This window comes from Nocardia sp. NPDC055321, assembly GCF_053645575.1.
Genome location: NZ_JBSHMS010000046.1, coordinates 28,516 through 47,900 on the forward strand (window position 1 = coordinate 28,516; position 19,385 = coordinate 47,900).

16 protein-coding genes and 1 CRISPR repeat array are annotated in these 19,385 nt (G+C 66.2%); of the genes, 11 read left to right on the forward strand and 5 right to left on the reverse strand.

What is annotated here, in order from left to right:
• The first annotated feature begins 32 nt into the window (after positions 1-32).
• Positions 33-3,482 (forward strand): phosphotransferase, encoded by a 3,450-nt coding sequence (locus ACWIGI_RS39515; protein WP_454208772.1) that lies wholly within the window; start codon positions 33-35, stop codon positions 3,480-3,482.
• A 108-nt stretch (positions 3,483-3,590) separates the two neighbouring features.
• A CRISPR array of direct repeats spans positions 3,591-3,924; the repeat unit is 29 nt; unit sequence ATGCTCCCCGCACGCGCGGGGATGAGCCC.
• Between the two features lie 206 nt (positions 3,925-4,130).
• Here ACWIGI_RS39515 and ACWIGI_RS39520 read toward each other — a convergent pair.
• Positions 4,131-4,493 carry a hypothetical protein gene (locus ACWIGI_RS39520; RefSeq protein ID WP_454208773.1) on the reverse strand — a complete coding sequence of 121 codons (363 nt, stop codon included), beginning with the start codon at positions 4,491-4,493 and terminating at the stop codon, positions 4,131-4,133.
• A 540-nt stretch (positions 4,494-5,033) separates the two neighbouring features.
• Between ACWIGI_RS39520 and ACWIGI_RS39525 the strand changes: the two genes are divergently transcribed.
• From ACWIGI_RS39525 to ACWIGI_RS39545, 5 genes are all read left to right on the forward strand, one after another.
• Positions 5,034-5,345 (forward strand): hypothetical protein, encoded by a 312-nt coding sequence (locus tag ACWIGI_RS39525; protein ID WP_454208774.1) that lies wholly within the window; start codon positions 5,034-5,036, stop codon positions 5,343-5,345.
• A gap of 284 nt (positions 5,346-5,629) precedes the next feature.
• Positions 5,630-7,915 carry a TPR repeat region-containing protein gene (locus tag ACWIGI_RS39530; RefSeq protein ID WP_454208775.1) on the forward strand — a complete coding sequence of 762 codons (2,286 nt, stop codon included), beginning with the start codon at positions 5,630-5,632 and terminating at the stop codon, positions 7,913-7,915.
• A complete protein-coding gene (locus ACWIGI_RS39535) occupies positions 7,915-8,613 on the forward strand; it encodes a hypothetical protein (RefSeq protein ID WP_454208777.1) in 699 nt (232 codons plus the stop codon). The genes ACWIGI_RS39530 and ACWIGI_RS39535 overlap by 1 nt, the downstream gene beginning before the upstream one ends.
• A 275-nt stretch (positions 8,614-8,888) precedes the next feature.
• Positions 8,889-9,344, forward strand: coding sequence for a hypothetical protein (locus tag ACWIGI_RS39540; RefSeq protein WP_454208778.1), 456 nt, complete (start codon positions 8,889-8,891; stop codon positions 9,342-9,344).
• 91 nt (positions 9,345-9,435) lie between these two features.
• On the forward strand, positions 9,436-10,137 hold the full coding sequence (locus tag ACWIGI_RS39545; RefSeq protein ID WP_454208779.1) for a hypothetical protein: 702 nt from the start codon (positions 9,436-9,438) through the stop codon (positions 10,135-10,137).
• A 92-nt stretch (positions 10,138-10,229) separates the two neighbouring features.
• Here ACWIGI_RS39545 and ACWIGI_RS39550 read toward each other — a convergent pair whose 3' ends face one another.
• The 3 genes from ACWIGI_RS39550 to ACWIGI_RS39560 form a co-directional block, all read right to left on the reverse strand.
• Complete coding sequence (locus ACWIGI_RS39550) at positions 10,230-11,087, reverse strand: enoyl-CoA hydratase-related protein (RefSeq protein ID WP_454208780.1); 858 nt, start codon at positions 11,085-11,087, stop codon at positions 10,230-10,232.
• 132 nt (positions 11,088-11,219) lie between these two features.
• Positions 11,220-12,242, reverse strand: coding sequence for a DUF3558 family protein (locus ACWIGI_RS39555; protein WP_454208788.1), 1,023 nt, complete (start codon positions 12,240-12,242; stop codon positions 11,220-11,222).
• A gap of 152 nt (positions 12,243-12,394) precedes the next feature.
• Complete coding sequence (locus ACWIGI_RS39560) at positions 12,395-13,111, reverse strand: GntR family transcriptional regulator (RefSeq protein ID WP_454208781.1); 717 nt, start codon at positions 13,109-13,111, stop codon at positions 12,395-12,397.
• Between the two features lie 171 nt (positions 13,112-13,282).
• On the opposite strand from ACWIGI_RS39560, the gene ACWIGI_RS39565 reads away from it, so the two are divergent.
• From ACWIGI_RS39565 to ACWIGI_RS39580, 4 genes are read left to right on the forward strand one after another with little or no spacing between them, the layout of a single operon-like run.
• Positions 13,283-14,257: a phosphate/phosphite/phosphonate ABC transporter substrate-binding protein gene (locus ACWIGI_RS39565; protein ID WP_454208782.1), complete on the forward strand. Its 975-nt coding sequence runs from the start codon at positions 13,283-13,285 to the stop codon at positions 14,255-14,257.
• Positions 14,258-14,260: 3 nt separating this feature from the next.
• Complete coding sequence (phnC, locus tag ACWIGI_RS39570) at positions 14,261-15,076, forward strand: phosphonate ABC transporter ATP-binding protein (protein WP_454208783.1); 816 nt, start codon at positions 14,261-14,263, stop codon at positions 15,074-15,076.
• A 5-nt stretch (positions 15,077-15,081) separates the two neighbouring features.
• A complete protein-coding gene (gene phnE / locus ACWIGI_RS39575; RefSeq protein WP_454208789.1) occupies positions 15,082-16,668 on the forward strand; it encodes a phosphonate ABC transporter, permease protein PhnE in 1,587 nt (528 codons plus the stop codon).
• Positions 16,644-17,657, forward strand: a complete 1,014-nt coding sequence (locus tag ACWIGI_RS39580) for a zinc-binding dehydrogenase (protein WP_454208785.1) — start codon at positions 16,644-16,646, stop codon at positions 17,655-17,657. Before phnE ends, ACWIGI_RS39580 begins: the two co-directional genes overlap by 25 nt.
• An 82-nt stretch (positions 17,658-17,739) precedes the next feature.
• Here ACWIGI_RS39580 and ACWIGI_RS39585 read toward each other — a convergent pair whose 3' ends face one another.
• A complete protein-coding gene (locus tag ACWIGI_RS39585) occupies positions 17,740-18,240 on the reverse strand; it encodes an LmeA family phospholipid-binding protein (RefSeq protein WP_454208786.1) in 501 nt (166 codons plus the stop codon).
• A 192-nt stretch (positions 18,241-18,432) separates the two neighbouring features.
• Between ACWIGI_RS39585 and ACWIGI_RS39590 the strand changes: the two genes are divergently transcribed.
• Entirely contained in the window at positions 18,433-19,278 is an 846-nt protein-coding gene (locus tag ACWIGI_RS39590) for a hypothetical protein (protein WP_454208787.1), read from the forward strand.
• The last annotated feature ends 107 nt before the right edge of the window (positions 19,279-19,385 follow it).

The window sequence follows — 19,385 nt, forward strand, 5'->3', positions numbered from 1 at the left end:
TCGACCCCGAACCAGTCGTGAGGGGGATCTCGATGGTGCTGGCGGCGCGTTATCAGCCGGGCGCGACACGGCGTCCGTTCGTCAACCGGGACGGGGTGATTCGGCGGTTCGACGAACTCCTTGCCGGGGCCGCGACCGACCCGAAAGTGTTGCTGCTCACCGGAGTCGGCGGGATCGGGAAGTCGCGGCTGCTGGCAGAACTGCGGGATCGGGCCGGGAAGCGGCACCCGACCGCGATGGTCGACTTTCAGATCCCCAGCCAGCGGCAGTCGATCGAGGCCCTGGCCGTGCTGCGGGCGCAGTTCGGGGCGCGGAAGATCAAGTTTCACCGGTTCGACATCGCTTACACCGTGTTGTGGCAGCGGTTGCACCCGCATCTGCCGGTCAGTGTCGAGTCCTTCGCGTTCGCGGAGAACAGTGAGGTGCTGACCGAGATTCTTAGTGAGGCGACCGGGATCCCGGTATTCGGGACGGCGGCCCGGCTCATCGAAATCGGGGCGCGGCGGACGACGCGGGCCTACCGGATCCGGCACGACCCGGTGCTGCGGGAACTCGATCAGTTGACGCTGTCGCAGCTGGAGAGCGCGGTGTCGTATCTGTTCGCGGCGGACCTTGCCGCCGGCGCCGAGGGGAAGCCCTACGCGGTCTTCCTCGACGCCTATGAGGCTCTGGTCGGCGGCGTCGATCGAATCGGCCGGGCGGCCAACTCCGACGCCTGGCTGCGAGACCTGGTGGCGCAGCTGGACAGGGGGCTGGTGGTCATCGCCAGCCGGGAGCCGCTGGGGTGGGAGCGGCACGATCCGGAATGGCGGGAGCGCATCGAGACGATCCGGATCGACGACCTGCACACGGTGGATCGACATCGGCTGCTCGACGCCTCCGGTGTCAGCGATCCCGTGGAGCGCGACGCCATCTCCACGGCGAGCGCGGGGGTGCCGTTCTATCTGCATCTGGCCATCGACGCCCGGCTGCGCGGCGGTGTGGTCGCTCCCGGCGACCTGGTCTCCCCGGGCCGGATCCTCGAACGATTTCTCCTGCATGTGCGGCCCGATGAAGTGCGAACGCTCGAATTGCTCGGCCTGCCCAGAACTTTCGACTTCGAGATATTTCAGGCCGTGGGGAACGCGTTCGGCCTGCCCGTTCATCTGATCGCGTGGAAATCGCTGATCGCCTACTCGTTCGTCTACTCGGCGGACGAGGAGGGCGGCAGCGGACGGTACCAGTTGCATCAGCTCATGGTTGCGGCGTTGCGTCAGCGGCTGGACGCCGAGGTCGCGGCTACGCTGCACGATGTGCTGCACCGACTGTGGCGTTCGCGTGGGGAGTCCGTGACGGGTCGCGTCGTGGCGCTGCGCGAGGCGAGCTATCACGGACTGCGGGCCGGCACCCTCACCGCGGCCGGACTGCTCGAGTACGCCGATCGACTCGCCGCGGCGGGCGGCAAACAGGGGCTCGACGCGCTACTGATCGATCTGAACCGATATCTCGCCGAGGATGGCGTGACGCGGGCCGATGTCGCCGAATTGCGCGAGCTGACAGTGTGTTTGGAGGTCGAAGCCGCGCTGCTGCTCGGGGACGCGAAACAAGCCGATCTGCTGACCCGGTCTATCGACGAGAGCCGAACCGGGCCGGTACCCCAGCGACTCGCCTTGGCTGCCGCCAACGCCCGGCGCATCCTCGGGGCTACCGATGCAGCGCTGGTGATCTACCGGTCACTCTGGGCGAACGCGCTCGGACGGGTGCGGCTCAGCGCAGGCCTGTGGGCCGCGGACCTGCACATGTGCCAGGGCCGATTCGCAGAGGCTTTCGCCCTGTGCGATCGACTGGTCGAGCTCACCGACGCCGGGGATCACGAGTTGCTCGGCGACATCGCGCGACTGCGGTATCTCGCGTGCCGGACGTCCTTCGACACCGACGGGGCAGCCCGCTACCTCGACGAAGCCGAGCGCAGTTATTCGACTGCGGGAAGCATTGTCGGACAGGCGAATATCGCGACCAATAGAGCGGAATTGCTCGCGCTCGTCGACCCATCCCGGGCCATCGCGGCGGCATCCGCGGCCATGGTCGTTCAGCGCGAGCTCGGGGCATTGCACGAGCTCGGCAAGGTCCACACCGCGCTCGGTATCGCACAGCTGGCGCTCGGAAATCTCGACGCGGCCGAGCGGGCATTCGCCGACGCCTGCGAAACCCTGGAACGCGCCGGGTACCGATCGGGCCGAGCGCGGGCGGAGCTGTTCCGAGCCGGGTTGCACGCGCGACGGGGGCGGCGCACGGAGGCTGTCGACGGAGCCCGGTGGGCGGTTCGCGAGCTCGAATCCGCGAATGTCTATCCGGGTCTCGTTCTCGTCGCACGTGCGGTGCTGGCGGCATACGGCTGGGCGGATCCCGAAGTGTCGGTGGCTGCCGCGCGGGCGCACCGCCGCATCCAGGTTCCCGCACCGGACCGAGACCTCGGTCTCGATGCCCAACGGTTGATTGCGCGCGTGCTCGGGCTCGATCCGGATGCCTACTACCGTGAGGCGATAGGCCGAACCGACGCCGCCGCAGGGTATTACAACCACAATGTGCGCGTGGTGACCGATGCCGGGGTGGTCAATGTTCGCATTCCGGTTCATGGCGCCGATGTCATGGATCTGCGTCTGTGGCCCGAGGTCCAGGTGCTGCGGGCGATCGAGCCCTACGTCGCCGCGGCGCCTCGACTGCGCTGGGAATCGGCCCGGCCCGCCTATCAGATTCAGGATTTCATCGAAGGCGAACTGCTCAACGACCTCGCACCACGCGGGCACGCCGTCCCCGATTGCGTACCTCGGGACGTGGCAGCGCTGTTCGCGGGCCTCCGCCGAATTCCGACCGAACTGCTCCCGGCGGCGCCCGCCACTCTCAGTGATGACGCCGCGCGTTTCGCACACCAGCTGTCGGATGTGACCCGGCGCGTCTACGACGAGAACCACTCGCGCTTCGGCGCGCTCTACCGCAGCCTGGGTGTACCCGAAACTCCGCTCGCCGCAGTGGTTTCCGCGTGGCGCACGCTCGAACCCCGCCCGTTCCGCCTGGTCCACGCCGACGTGCACCGCAGAAATATGATCGTGCAGAACCGGAACAGGGTGATGTTCCTGGACTGGGAACTGGCTCTGTACGGCGATCCGCTGTACGACGTCGCCTCGCACCTCCACAAGATGGGCTACCAACCGAACGAGCGTGCGTCTCTGCTGGCGCAGTGGGCAGCCGCCGAGCCGGAAGCAGCGATCGGCCGCTGGGAGGACGATCTCCAGACGTACCTCGACCACGAACGGGTCAAGTCCGTGATCGTGGATTCGGTGCGGTACTCGAAGCTCCTCTCCGAAGGTAGCCGGACGGCAGAACAGGAGCGGGCGCTGGTCTCGAACCTGACGACGAAGCTGGATATGGCCCATGAGGTTTGGGGCACCGGACGCCGGTTCGAGCCGGGGTACGTTGAGGCGCGGCTGCGGGCGATAGGCTGAATCGTGCGTTCGTGGACCCGATTTAGCGTTTCGGGAGAGAAGCGCCGAGGCACAACGAAAGTGAATGAAAAACGACCGGATGGCGCGGAAACATGCAGGTCAAAAAGTATGCTCCCCGCACGCGCGGGGATGAGCCCCCGCTCCTCACCGTGGCACTGACCTGAGGTCAATGCTCCCCGCACGCGCGGGGATGAGCCCATTCTGGCCGGAATCCGCGAGACGGCCCCGATATGCTCCCCGCACGCGCGGGGATGAGCCCTACCACGGCGGAGAGCAGGCGTTCAACACCTCATGCTCCCCGCACGCGCGGGGATGAGCCCTACTACTACTCGTGGAACGGCGTCAAACGCTGATGCTCCCCGCACGCGCGGGGATGAGCCCCAGGTCTTCATCGTGGAACGGTCGAAGAAGCCATGCTCCCCGCACGCGCGGGGTTGAACGTTCGACCGGGTGCTTTCGGCTGATTCCTCTGGAACGCGCCCCACACGCACGGGGGGGCCGAGCTACAACAGCGGATAAAGAGGCACGGAAAGAGGAACATCGACCGGAGTCTGCCTCGGTCGGCAATCGCGCCAGCAGTGGTAGTTCGCGAGGCGGGTACCACCGCAACGACCGCGCCCGCTCAGTCGACGCCGATCAGAACCGGCGTCAGCGTAGCCGAGCACTCCCCCGTGGCGGCAGCTCGAAGAACGAGTTGCCCAGGCGCGCCCGATCGCCCGCGGGGACGTACAGGTCCGGATACTCGCGTAGGACCAGGCGGCCACGAAGCGCCGAAAGGTCGAGATCCCAATCGAACTGGTTCAGGTACCCGCACCGTTCGCTGGAGCGGTCGAGGTCTTCCTCGGCGCGGGCTCGGGTCCATCGGTTCAGTCGGCACAGGCGCTCGACCACCTCGTGTTCGAGGCCCTTCACCCGGGCGAGGCCGGAATGCTGCACCTGATGGCAGCCGGGGCAGACCGCGACCAGCCGTTGTAGCCGTTGGACCGGCCGACCCGAACCGAACTCGAACACCCATTTCTCATGGCAGTCAGGGCGACTCGCACGCCCGTAACGCACCGCCTGGTCGCCACAGATCTCGCAGCGGTCACCCGCCGCCGTGCATATCGGGATCCGGAGCGCGTCCCAGATCTCACGGTCGACGATTCCGCGAATGTTCGAACCATGGGTGTGGGGAGGTAGCAGATCGGACCGGATCACGACCCCATCGGGCGCGTCGCTCCCCGCGAGCGTGTCTACCGCGACATGGTCTTGCGCGCTGAACACCATGCATCGCAAGGTATCTCGAGCCACCGACACGGTGAACGACCCGACGATTCACCATGTCCGCATTCACCCGGAACCAGACGGCACCGGAGGCATCCGCGGAGGTTCATCCGCCCAGAGAACGATGTCAGCAGATAGCCAATCGGATACCGGCACGCATTCTAGGCACTGATACCCAGACATTTCGCCTACCTAATGCTCTGACATAATCGCGCTACCAGGCTAAACCTGAACCACGATTACCAGCGCTCGCAGTTTGCCGGGCGAGATACACCTCGGGGGACCCGCATGTTCCAAGTCGACATCGACGAGCTGAAAGCGCTCGCGACGACGGTCACCTCCGTGGGCGACGAGATCGACAAGATCGACGTGCGCACGAACGGGGACCTGATCGGAGCGGCTCTTCCCGGCATCGAGATCGGGGCCGCGTGCGCGCGGGCGGGCGAGTACACCGAAGGCGCGTGGTTGCGGGTGGCCGAACGACTGCGCAGGCTGGCCGGCATCGTCGATCAGTGCGCCGATGACGTGCGGGTGACCGACGCGCAGTTCAAGAACAGGCTCGACGCCATGGACTTCTTTCGCACCGGGGATGGCGCGTAGTGCCGGGTCGCGGGGATGTCGAGGCTTGGAAACCGGAGAAGCTGTCGGCGTGGGCGCAGGAGCTCGAGGACGATACGACCGCCTACGAGGGACAGCTCGGCTCGACGCTCACTCATTTCCGGGGAACCACGTGGTCGGGAAACGCGTACCTGGCGGCATACGACCGTTTCACCGAGGAGCACGAGCAGGGTCGCAAGCTCTCGCAGGAGATCCGAGACGTCGCGACCGCGCTGCGTGCCGCCGATAACCGACTCGCCAACGAACGACGGGTGCTGCTCACGCGGGTGGCCGACACCGAACACGACCCCGAGTGTCCCGTCGGACTGACGGTCGGTGACGACTGGACGGTGCGGGCCCGGCCGTTCGCCGCCGGGGAATTCTCGGCGGCGGACGAGCGGAAGATCCAGGACCGGATCGATCACCACCGTGGCCTGATCAACGCCGCTCACACCGGGCTGGTCACCGCTGTCGGTGAGCTGGTCACGGGGATCAATGCCGCCGTGGACGAGGTCCGGGTGCGCGGCAACCAACTCGGCGACGGCATCGACGCGCCCGGGCCCACCCCCGTCGACCCGGCCGCACTGGGCCGCCAGGACGGTGACACCGTCGCCGACGGCAAGCTCTCGCGCGCGGAGATCGCCCGGATCTCCGGTCGGCTCGAACAGGCCGGACTCACCCCCGAACAGCTGTCGGCGCTCGCGGACGGCGGGGAGATCACCGTCCCGCAGTCGACCATGGACTACCTGTCGGGCCTCTACGACAGGGCCGGGCGTGACGGCCTCATCCAACTCGCGAGCGGACTACAGGCGAACGGGTCCCCCGAGGCGCTGCAGCTCCGCCGGGAACTGGCTCAGGGGCTGCTGACGCTGTCGACGGAGAAGGTTGTCACCCGGGGCTCCGACGGACAGGTCGACGGCCGCGGCGGCTGGGACAGACTCGACCCGGAGGTCCGCGAGTTCATCGGCACCCGCCCGAACATCGCCGACGCGCCCGACGCCAACACCCGCCTGGTCCCGGATGACTACCGCGGCAAGCTGTTCGGCGCGCCGATCGACGACCGGCACGGGCTGTTCGACTACACCCGGGACATGGCCACGTTCGCCGGCTTCATCAACGGTGCGGACCCCGCCTACGCGCCCGGAGAGCGATTCGGCGTCGAGCTGCAGCGTCAGGCCGCGCACCAGGCCTGGATTCTCGATCACGGCGGGTATGCCGGGTACGGGTCGATCGGGATCAACGAGCCGGACTGGCTGCGCGATACCGAGCGCAGCGCACAGGACCTGCTCGGCGTCGGCGCGCGGAACACCGAGTCCAGTTACGCGCTGCTGACCGGCAACGGGTCCGAGGAATTGTTCGGCAAGGACGTTCCCGGGCAAAGCTATGAGAAGTACGATCCGAAGCTCTATTCCTCTGTGTTCCAACATGATTGGAAAGACGGCGGGAAGGCGGCCGGGTCGACGCTGGAGTGGATCGGCAGCACATCGCACGATGTCGACTCCGACGGGAAGCCGACGGTTCAGGCCCTGCACGCACGCGAGGCCCTGACTCGACTACCCGACTTCTTCGCGTCGTCCGAGGACGCACAGGATCCCGCGAAGCTCGGCGGGAAGCCGGAACTCCACCGCAGCGGCGGACTGGACGTCGACGCCTTCGACGCCACCGCGAAGGGATTCTCGCGCAACCCCGAGTTGGCCCGCTCGCTCGCGCACGTCATGGGATCGAACATCGATTCCTATATCGACGGCACGGTACCCAACACTGCGTATCTCGCCGCCGCAGGCGAAGCACAACTTCAAGTAACAGACGCGAATCGCTTGCTCTTCCTATCCAGCCAGTCGGAACAAGGGCGTTTGACCCTCGAAGTCGCGCGGCAAGCCTACGAATCCGAAGTTCTGACACAAGCGTTCAGCCAAAGCGGCAAGCTTCCCGGCGACTACGCGAGCGACAGTATGCAGCAGTTGGCGAGTCTGGGTGCCCGAGTCACCAACGCGGCGCAGAATGCCCTGACCTACCAGGACGGGAACAAGATCCACGACTATAACGCGAACCTGCGGGAGATCTTCGAAAAGAAAATGGCCGCCGCGGAACTCATCTCGGAGGTCACAGTCGGTTCTATCGAGCTCGCGCCGGTTCCCGGCGGAGACGCGGGCGGTGTGGCCGCCGAGATGCTCGCGGAGCGCGTCGCAGGCGGGTTGATCGAGCGATTCATACCCGAACCCGATACGTTGGGGACACCGCTATATCCGAACGTGACCGAGATCAACGCACAGGGATACCGGAACTTCCAGCAGGAAATCATCAATTCGGCATTCGCCTCCGGAAAGCTCGATCCTGCACTGATAGACAGCGATACCGGCCGACCGCTGAACTTGAACGAATCCCAGCCGGATGCACGACGTGATGCACTACGGGCTTATCTCGACGATCAAGGGTTCACCCAGACCGCCACCGACTACAACCAGACATATGGCATCGAGGTTCTGCAGGGCGTGGGCAGGGACGGCACAAGCCTGTCGGTCATCCTGGCCGGCCGAGAGGACATGATCGACGACAAGGGGCGAATCAAGTAATGAAGCAACGTGGTTTGACTCGGGCCGTTATTGCCGCAACCTGCATCGTCACTTCCGCCTCGGTCGCGGGGTGCTCGTCGGGCACCGAGAACGACAACGGTGCGCCTGCCCCGACCACTGCAGCGACGGATGCCTCGTTCCCCTACCCCGGCCTGCAATTCAGGTGGGACATCGCGGTGCCGCTGGACGAAAATGCAAGTGCGGCAGCTACATTCGCACTGGAAACCGAAGCGCTCGAGAGCAGGATGCGAGTTGGGGACTACAACTCGCTGCTGCCTCAGATGAATGCCCGCGTTTCGTGGGACAACCGGCCATTCCCGGACGGGCTCAGGGTGTTGCCGGAGACCGGCGGTTCGCTGACCCGAGCGGTGGCTGTCGACGGCGTTGGCGACGGCCGGTGGGTTGTCACCTACTGCGTTTACAACACGCCGGGCGCTTACACGAAAGACGATGCCGGTTCGCTGAAACTCAGCCTCCCGGACTGGCTCTATTCCGCCTATCGATCGAATGTCGCACTGACAGAAGAGAAGTCCGGGTCCGGCGAAACCTCGGCAACCCCACGACTGCTCGTGGTCAGCAAAACCCGCGATGGCTTCCCGTCGCCCTTGACTCGCCTGGACGATCGCGAGACCTGCCAACCGTTCATGCCCGAGCCGTTCATCCAGCAGCCGCCGGCACCGATCCTCGCCGGCAAGTAGGACAAGAAAAGGAGCAGGACAAGAAAGTGAGACTCCGCAGGCTATCTCCAGCGCTGGCGACCACGATCTGCGTCGCAGTCGTTTCAGCTTCCGTCCTATCGTGCTCGCGATCCGGACCCGACGGTGCGTCGGCAACGCCCGCTACCACACCCACGGGACGGTTTGCTCTTCCCTACCCCGCACTGCAGTCGCGTTGGGATATCGCACAATCTTTGGACGAACAGTCCACTGCCGCAGCACGGTTCGCACTCGAAACGCTCATGCTGGAGCGCAGGATGAACCTGGGCGAGTACGACGCACTGCTGAACGAGATGAATGCTCGGGTCTCCTACGACAACCGGCCACTACCGCCCTACTCGATGCCTCCGTTGCCCGAAACGGGTGGGACATTGACCCGGGCGGTCGCCGTCGACAAGGTCGCGGACGACCGATGGGTGGTCACGTACTGCAACTACAACACGCCCGGCGCCTACACCGAGGGCGATGACGGTTCGCTGACTTTGAGCAATCCGGACCTGCGCTACTCGACGTATCAGTCGAATGTCGCTCTCACGAAGGAGAAGTCGGGATCCGGCGAGACATCGGACACCCCGCGTCTGCTCGTCGTGGATGCGGCCCGTGCGGACTTTCCGCGTTCACGCACAGAGCCGGACGACGACGCCACCTGTCGACCGTTCATGCCCGAACCGTTCATCCAGCAGCCGCCCGCTGCCGTACCAACGAGCAAGTAGCCGTGCCGAACGAAACCTGCGCGGTTGGAGCACAAACCGTCAGTAGCCTTGGCTCACGAAGACGACCTGATCGACAACAAAGGCGCGTCAAATGATGACGCAAAAACGCCTGGCTCCGACTGCCCTCGCCGCGATCTTCATCGCGGCCGCTTTCCCTACGGTTGCGGGGTGCTCGTCAGGCATCGAGAACGATAACGGTGCGCCTGCCCCGACCACCGCGGCGACAGTTGCCTCGTTCCCTTACCCAGGCCTGCAATTCAGGTGGGACATCGCGGTACCGCTGGACGAGGCTGAAACCGCCGCGGCACGATTCGTACTCGAGACCGAAGTCCTCGAAAGCAGGATGCTCATCGGCGAGTACGACTCGTTGCTGCCACAGGTGCTGCCCCGAGTCTCCTACGACAACCGGCCGTTCCCTCCTTCCTCGCCGCCGCTACCCGAAACCGGTGGCACTCTGACTCGCGCGGTCGCAGTCGATGACCTCGGCGGAAATCACTGGGTCGTCACCTACTGCGACTACGACACCCCCGGCGCGTACAGCCGGGGCGCCGACGGCGCTTTGGAACTGAGCACACCGGAACGGCGGTACTCCGCACGCCAGTCGAATGTCGCACTGACACAAGAAAAGTCAGGTACCGGCGAGACCGCCGACACTCCGCGCCTACTGGTCGTATCTGCGAACCACAACGGCTCTCCACGTCCACGACCGCAGCCCAACGACGACGAAACCTGCCTGCCGTTCATGCCTGAGCCCTTCGTACAGCAGCCACCCAGCCCGGTGCCGGGTAAGTAGTCGAACGGGCATCTCACCACGGCCAGGGGATGTCGACCACGGCGGCAACCGGAACCGTCGTGATGCCGATCCAGCGCACACATTGCCCCGAGCTACTCCCCCAACCAGTCGCCCAGCTGCGGCAGATCAAGGCGCGCCACGCCCGTGAACCGCGGCGGGCGCTTCTCCAGGAACGACGAGATGCCTTCCGCCAGATCGGGGCTGGTCGTCGCGTGCGGGATCGACTTCTTATCGAGGGCGAACGCCGCCTCCGGATCGCCGTCCGCGGTCATGGCCACCAGCGCACGGCGGATCAGGGCCGCGGACGTCGGGGCGACGTTCACCGCCAGATCGCGGGCCAGGGCGTAGGCCGCGGGAAGGAGATCGGCGGTGGGGTGGGTGCTGGTGATCAGGCCCGCCGACAACGCCTCCCTGGCATCGAAGAGGCGGCCGGTCAGCATCCACTCCTTCGCCTTCGCCAGGCCGACCAATTGGGGCAGGAACCAGGTCGAGCCGCCTTCCGGGTACAGGCCGCGGCGGGCGAACACGAAGCCGAAGCGGGCGTCCTCGCTCGCGAGGCGGAAGTCGGCGGCCAGGGTCATCGAGATGCCGACGCCGACCGCCGCGCCCTGGATCGCCACGATCACCGGCTTGTTCGAGTTCACCATCGGGCGGGCGACGCGGGTCGAGGGCTCGTCCCAGTCCGGGTCGGTGACATCGCCGAGCGAGGGCTCCGCGAAATCCATTCCCACGCAGAAGTAGTCGCCGGCGGCGGCGAGCAGGATGACCCGGACGGAGTCGTCCAAGTCGGCCGCGGTCAGGGCGGCGCCGAGCTCGTCGGCCATGGTCAGGGTGAAGCCGTTGCGGGCGTGCGGGCGGTTCAGGGTAATCGTCGCGATCGCATCCGCGACGGCGTAGGTGATCGTGGAGTAGGTGGCCGGATCACCCGGGTTGCCGTCGTCGATGGTCATTGTCGATCTCCCTCGGATTGAGCAAATGGAACCTGAAGCTTCTCAATGCATCATCGTCAGGTCAATCGCCGAGTGAGTTCGGTCGATCCGGGGAGCCCGGCACACCGCCGCACGCTGGGACCGATCCGGCCGCTACGGCCAGGAAATACGTTCGCCGAGAACGCTTTCTATCGTCGGCAGGGCGCGCCCGCAGACGCCGCCCTCCACCTTCTCGTCGCCCAGCGGGTCGATGAGGATGAACACCATCCGGCGGGGGTCCTGGTACAGGGTCATCGCCATGCAATCGGTCGCGTCGTAGCCGGAGAGGTCGACGGCGCGGCCGATCCTCGCACCCACTTCCCTACTGCGGTCGTTCGGCGGGGTGATGGTGTAGTCGTCTTTGATCAGGCCGTGGAAGTCGATCTGGAGCACGGGACGTTCGCCGCCCCAGTCGCAGCTGACGGTCTTGCTCGGGATGTCGAAGGTGCGATTCGTGGACAGGCCGGGGGTGCCGGTCATCTGTTCCACCTCGGCCGGGGTCACCAGGGTGCACGGGTCCACGTTGCCGAAGATCGCGAGGACATCGGACTCGGAGCGGACCGCCGCGGTCGTTTCCACGGGCGCCGGGGCCGAATCGGCGTCGGGCAGTTGATCGATGAGCGCCGTGCCGACCCTGACAACTTCGGCGCACATGTCCCCCGACGGCTCATCGCCCGTGGCCGGGAGGCCGAACGTCTGGAACACCGCCATGCCCGTCGACGTCTCGGCGCCGACCGCGCACACCGCGCGCCGGTCCGGATCGAACGACATGGTGAACAGCTTGGCCGGACGGCCACCGAGCGTGGTGTCCTCGGCGGGGGTGTACGACTGCGCGAACATCGGATCCGATTGGAAATCGCCGAGTTTGCGCGGTCCGGTATACATCGAGAAGGTGCGCCCCTCGGTGGTGGACTGCCAGGCGCAGCCCTTCCACCCGTTGAACTCGACGCCCGTGGTTCCCGGCCGCTTGTCCGCGTCGAGCAGGCCCGCGGGTGTCAGCGCCGCGCTCGGCATTGTGCACGGGTCGTTGTACACGGCCATTCGTTCGTCGACCGGCGCGGCCGGGGAGTCGGTTTCGCCTGTCCCACAGGAGACGACCGCTACCGCGAGCATCGCGACAGCGATGGCCCCCCGCACTCTGCCCAAGCCATCAACCACTGACACAACCTCCCCGTGAACCACTCAAAAGCCAGCGAACAGCCTGAATGATTGCAGACGGGCGCCGACGGCCACGCAATCCCCAGGCAGGAGAGCGAAAGGAAGCCCGTCGAACATCCTCCGCCAACCCCTCAATTCGCGTGCATGACCGCCGTGAACGTCATGCGGTCGCCGCGGTACAGCGAGCGGCGCTGTTCGATGGGCACACCGTGCTGGTCATAGGACACACGGTTGAGCAGAAACATCGGCGTGCGGGCATCGACCACGAGCAGGGCTGATTCGCGGGCGTCGGGGTTGGTGGTCTCGATGCTGTCCACGGTCTTCTCGAATTCGATTCCGCGACTGCGGATTTCGGCGTACAGCGAGGTTTCGGTATCGAAGGTCTCCACCAGACCGGGATAGCGGTGGGCAGGGAGTTTCGTGGTCTCCAGGCCGACGCGGACGCCGTCGGTGATGAACACGCGCTCCAACTGGATCACCGGCCCGCCCTCGGGGATCTCGAGCCGCTCCGCCAAGTGGGCGTCGGCCTCGAGCGGGGTCCAGGCGACGAGCAGCCGATAGGTGCTGAGCCCGTTCGCCTTTGCCGCCTCGGTGTAGGAGCCCATGGCCAACGGCAGCGAGACCTTGGGGCGCGCGACGATCGTGGTGCGGCCTCGGCGCTCGATTCGACCGGCCACCAACAGTTCTCGCATGGCCTGGCGCACGGTCTCCCGGGCGGCGTCGAAGCGTTCGGCGATCTCACGCTCTGCGGGAAACGATTCGCCGGGGGTCATGCCGTCGAGCAATTCGTCCAGGCGAGCACGGATCACCTGATGCTTGAGGACGCGAGGAGCTTCGGTCGCGGTCATGAACCAAGGCTATCACTTGGTGGTACATACCAGTGGTATAGACCAAGAGGTAAACCGCTGTTCACCTGCCGATCAACCACAGGGCACGCCTTGGTCTATACCAAGGCTCATCGTTCTAGGCACCGCCTCCCCGGTACGCGATTCAGCTCGGAACAAAGGAACGACCCCGCCATGAAGACCACACTCCGCCGCCGCGCCCTCACCGTCGTCGGGCTCGCCGCCTCACTCACGCTGCTCATGTCCGCGTGTTCGACCTCGAACTCCGAGAACGCTCGCACCGCGCAGGGCTTCCCCGAAACCATCACGCTGGCAGCGGTTCCGGCCGAGAACTCGACCGACATGCGCGCCAGCTACGAGCCGCTGATCAAGCTGCTCGAACGGGAAACCGGCGCGAAGGTCGAGTTCAAACAGGCCTCGGACTACGCGGGCGTGGTGGAGGGCATGATCGCGAAGAACGTCGATCTGGCCTTCTTCGGCCCGTTCGCCTACGTCGTGGCCCGCACCAACGGCGCCGCCATCACCCCGCTCGGTGCGGTGATCAAGAACCAGGGCACGCCGCCCGGTTACCAGTCCTACGGACTGGCTCGCTCGGATGCGGCGAACATCAACGGGCTGAAGGACTTCGCCGGCAAGAAGGTGTGCTTCGTCGATCCCAGCTCCACCTCCGGATTCCTTTACCCGACCGCCGGGCTGATGGAGGCCGGAGTCATCAAATCCGGTGCGGAGAGCGATATCTCGGCCGCGATGACACCCATCTATGCCGGCGGTCACGATGCCTCCGCCCTGGCCATCGCCAAGGGTGACTGCGACGCCGGGTTCGCCTTCGACACCATGGTCGAAAAGACGATGATCGAAAAGGGTGACCTGCAGCCCGGTCAGCTCAAGACCGTCTGGAAGTCGGAGATGATCGCCGGATCGCTCTTCGCCGCCAACGACGCCCTCGGCGCCGAGACCATCGCGAAGCTCACCGAAATCTTCACCACTAAGGTCGATGCCGACAAGCTGCAGGCCGCCGGATACTGCACGGGCAAGGACTGCCGGATCACCGACGAGCGCGCCTGGGGCGTGGTCTCCATCGACGATTCCGCCTACAACGGCGTGCGCCATGTCTGCCAGGTCACCGGCTCCAAGAAGTGCAAGGGCTGAGCCATGTCCCAGCGCGATCTCAAACATCCGGCCGTGGCGGGCGACCAAGTGGCCGTCTCCATCCGCGATGTCACCAAACGATTCGGCGACACCGTCGCGCTCGATGGCGTCTCACTGGACGTGCGCCAGAGCGAATTGCTCGTGCTGCTCGGACTTTCCGGTTCCGGGAAGTCGACGCTGCTGCGTTGTGTAAACGGGCTGCATCCCGTCACCTCGGGAGCGATCGAGGTGGGCGGAGTCCGGGTCGACACCGCGACACCGCGCCGGTTGCGCGAGATGCGCCGCGATATCGGGTTCGTCTTCCAGCACTTCAATCTCGTCGGCAGGCTCAGCTGCCTGGAGAACGTCCTGATCGGCGGTCTCGGGCAGCTGACCCTGCCGCGCTACGGGGCACTGACCTATCCCAGGCGCATGCGTGCCGAAGCCCTCACGCATCTGGACCGGGTGGGGTTGGCCGACCTGGCCGAGCGCCGCGCGGACACGCTCTCGGGCGGTCAGCAGCAGCGGGTCGCGATCGCCCGCACCCTCATGCAGAAGCCGACGCTGGTCCTGGCCGACGAACCGGTTGCCTCCCTCGACCCGGAGAACGCCGGGATCGTCATGGAATTGCTGTTCCGGGTCTGCATCGAGGAGAAGCTGACCGTGGTGTGCACACTGCATCAGGTCGACGTGGCGCTGGGCTGGGCGCACCGGCTGGTCGGGCTGCGCAACGGCCGCAAAGTCCTGGACCGGGCCGCAGTGGGAATGAGCCGCGACGACGTGATGGCCATCTATCAGCGGGTGGATCCCGCCGCGGCTGTGCCCGCGGAACCGTCGTGAAAGCCCTGCTCACCGGCCCGCCCGCGGCGACCGCCACCCCCGGTCGCCGCCGGGGTGTGGCGCGGTACCGGCTGCCGGTGCTCGCGGTCGGGGCCGTGCTCGCCACCGTCGCCTCCGCATCGTTCATCGACTTCGCCCCGGCCGCCCTGATCGAAGGCGCCGACGAGGTTGGGGCGCTGCTGAATCGAATGCTGCCCCCGCGACTGGACGAGCCGGCCCGCATCGCGACATTGGGGCTGGAGACACTGTTGATGGCGGTGCTCGGCACGGTGCTGGCAGCCATCGCCTCTGCACCGCTGGCATTTCTGGCGGCCCGCAACACCTCGCCCCATCCGGCGGTGTACGCGGTGGCGCGTGGATTCATCACCTTCTGCCGCGCCATGCCGGATTTGCTGTTCGCGGTGCTGTTCGTGCGTGCGCTCGGAATCGGCGTACTGCCCGGAATCCTCGCGCTCGCACTGCATTCGATCGGGATGCTGGGCAAGCTGTTCGCCGACGCGATCGAGCAGACCGACGAGGGACCCCGAGAGGCGGTGCGGGCCACGGGCGCGGGCTACTTCCGCGAAATGCTCAATGCGGTTGTGCCACAAGTCGTTCCCTCCTGGATAGGGACATTCGTGTATCGAATCGACATCAACCTGCGGATGTCGGTGGTACTCGGGTTCGTCGGCGCCGGCGGCATCGGATTCGCTCTGCAGGACGCGCTGCGCGGGCTCCTCTACCCCGATGCCCTGGGCATCGTCGGCGTCATTCTGGTCCTCATCACGGCGATGGAGCTGCTGGCCATCGCGATTCGGCGAGTACTGCTGCACCCCGCGCGCTCGGTGCCACGGCGGGATCGGATGATCCGGACGGGGTTCGCGCTGCTCCTGCTCGCGACCTGCGGCACAGCATTGATCGTGCTCGAGATCGACCCCCGCGGATTGTTCACCTGGGTCGGACCGTCGCTCGAGGTCTTCACCAGGCTCGTGCCACCCGATTTCGACGCGCTCGGCACCGAATTGTTCACTGCCGCCGCGGAAACCGTCGCCATAGCGGTGGTGGCCACCGCGATCGGCGTGGTGCTCTCGATACCCGTCGGAGTGCTCGCGGCTCGCAATATCGCACCGAACACGGTCGTGTACTGGGTGTCTCGCACCTGGATTCTGGTGGTGCGCTCGGTGCCGGAACTGATTCTGGCCGTGGTGTTCGTGGCCGCGCTGGGACTCGGGCCCATCGCGGGTGCGTGTGCGCTGGCCATCGGCTCGATCGGATTCCTGGCGAAACTGGTCGCGGACGCGGTCGAGGAAATCGATCCGGGACCGTTGGAAGCGATCCGGTCGGTCGGTGGCGGTTGGTGGAAAACCCTGTTCGCCGCGGTGATTCCGCAGGCACTGCCCGCCGCGGTGGGAGCGAGTCTCTATCTCCTCGATGTCAATGTACGCACCTCGACCGTCCTGGGCATCGTGGGCGCGGGCGGCATCGGCTTCCTGCTGTTCGAGTCCATCCGGACCCTGAACTTCGAGGTCGCCGGCGCGATCGTGCTCGTCATCTTCGTCATCGTCTACGCCATCGAAAGGCTCTCGGGATGGATTCGCTCCCAACTCGTGTGACCCGCGCGGCCGTCTGGAGCGTGGACGGGATCCGAGTGCGGCAGGTCCCCATCCCCGAGCTGCGACCGGGCGAATGCCTGGTGCGCGTCCGGCTCGCCACGGTCTGCGGCAGTGACCTGCACACGGTCGCCGGGCGACGCCCCGGGCCCTGCCCGTCGATACTCGGACACGAGGCCGTCGGCGAGATCGTCGGGGTCGGCCACGATTCCCCGTGGACCGTCGGCGACCGAGTCGTGTGGTCGGTCACCGTCACCTGCGGTCATTGTCCCCGCTGCGAATCCGGGCTCAGCGCGAAGTGCGAGTTGGTCCGCAAGGTGGGTCACGAACCCTTCGACGGGGATTGGCCGCTGTCGGGTTCCTACGCCGAACACATCGTGCTCCCGGTCGGCACGACTCTCGCTCGCGTCCCGGACGCGATGCCGGACGCCGTCGCCGCCCCGGCCGCCTGCGCGACCGCCACCGTCATGGCGACGCTGGAGGCCGCCGGTCCGCTCGCCGGCCGCCGAGTACTGGTGTGTGGGGCGGGAATGCTCGGAATCAGTGCCGCAGCCGCGTGCCACGAGGCAGGGGCCGCAGTGCGGATCATCGATATCGATCCGAACCGCCTGCGCCACGCCGCCCTCTTCGGCGCGCGGCCGGACGACGGGGGTGAGGTCGACATCGCGTTGGACTTCACCGGATCCACCGACGCGGTGAGCGAAACCCTGCCCCGGCTCGCGATCGGCGGCGTCTTCGTGCTCGCCGGGACGGTCAAACCCGGTCCGATGGTGGCCGTGGATCCCGAATCGATTGTGCGACAGTGGCTCACCATCACCGGGGTGCACAACTACGAGTCGCGACACCTGGTGCGGGCCGTCGAATTTCTCGAACGCACCCGCGAACGTTATCCGTGGGCGGATCTCGTCGCACCCCCGATCGACCTCACGCGGATCGGCGAGGCTTTCGGCCCGACGCCCTCGCGCGTACTGCGCGCTTCGATCGCACCGTAGAGCCCGATCGCACGGCAGAAGTGGCCGTGCCCGTCCGGACGCTGACTGTCATGCGAGCTGGACCCTCACGTCGAGAGGACCGTCACTTCTTACCCTTCAGCGCGTCGATGTCCACGAGGACATTGTCGCCGCTGCCGGTCACGACGATCGTCGTGCCGTCCATCCGGACGCTGGTCGGTATCACGCCGAAGGGGAGGAGGCCGGCTACGTCCACCAGGGCCAGGGGGCGGAGGGCACTGAAGCGGGCCGTTGTTTCGAGGTGGTCAACGGGGAGTTTGTGGAGGACGCGGTCGGCGAGGTCGGAGAGCGGGATCTCCACGCCTTCCAGGGTGGCCTCTACGTCGACCAAGCCGAACTTCTCGTTGCCCACCTGATCCGCCTTGACGACGATCTTGCTGTATTTGCCGGTGGCCGCGTGGAGGAGGACGGGGAAGCCCTGGATGTCCACGTGGGGGTCGGAGCCGAGGTTCGCGGTGTTGCGCATCGTCTCGGCGGCGGCCTTCTCGGCGTAGGCGGCGGCGCCGAAATCGGCTGCCACGGCGAGCCCGGCGAAGACTATGAGGACCGCGAGAAGAATGCGCACACCGACATCATGTCAAGAGAACGGGATCCGTGAGTGGGGCGGTCGCAGGTTGGTGGGCAGATTCTCAGGTATTCGGGGCGCGGGTGGTGTCGTACCGGTGGGGTATTACTTGGGCAATGCCCAGCGTGAATGGTTCGGGGAACGGAAATTCGGACCGCGGACGCGGGGCTCGACCGTGGGGAGGTGAAGGTGATGGCGTCAGGGGTGGAGCGGGCGCGGGTGTTGATCACCGTCAAGACGTATCCGGCTACTTCGGAGGCGGACGGGGAGGTCACCGCCGTCGCGGGGGTTCGGCTGGATCGGGGGGCGCCATCGTGGATTCGGCTGTATCCCATGCGGTTTCGGACGGCCGAGGAGTACTCGCGGTTCCAGAAGTACGACATCGTCGACGTCGATATTCGCAGGGACAGCGAGCGGGATCCGCGGCCGGAGTCGTATCGGCCGGACGCGCTGTCGTTGACCGTTGCCGGGTCCGTGAAAGCGGATGGGCGGCAATGGAGCAAGCGGCGGGAGATCATCGGGCCGTTGATCGGGGCCACCAGTGCCTGTCAGCTGCTGCGGCCGAACTCGCTGGGGCGGACGGGCGGGGAGGCCGCGCCGTCGATGGGACTCGTCAAACCGTATGTCGACAGGGTGGTGGTCGAGCACGGATCACCTTGGGCTTCACGACATCTGGCGAAGATCGAGGCGGTCAGTACGCCGAGCCTTTTCGGGGACGAGATCGCGTTGATGGAGCCGATGCCCTTCCGGCTCAGCTACCGGTATCGATGTACCGACGGTGCGTGCCGCGGGCATGAACAGCTGTGCCTGGACTGGGAGCTCGGCCAGGACGGCAGGGCGTTGATACGCGACTACGGGGCCGAGGAGGCCGGGCGCCGGCTGCGCGCGAAGTGGGAGCGCGAGATGTGTGATCCCGGAAGGGATCTCTACTTCTTCATCGGGAATCACGCGGGGCGACGCAGACAGTTCGAAGTGCTGGGGACCTGGCATCCGCGGATGCCGGCGAGTGTCAGCCCGGATCAGCTGACCCTGCTCTAGCTTTCGTGTCCGGAAACGAGAAAGACCCCCAGCTTTCGCTGGGGGTCTTCCCGAATGATGTTCCGGCGGTGACCTACTCTCCCACACCCTGTCGAGTGCAGTACCAT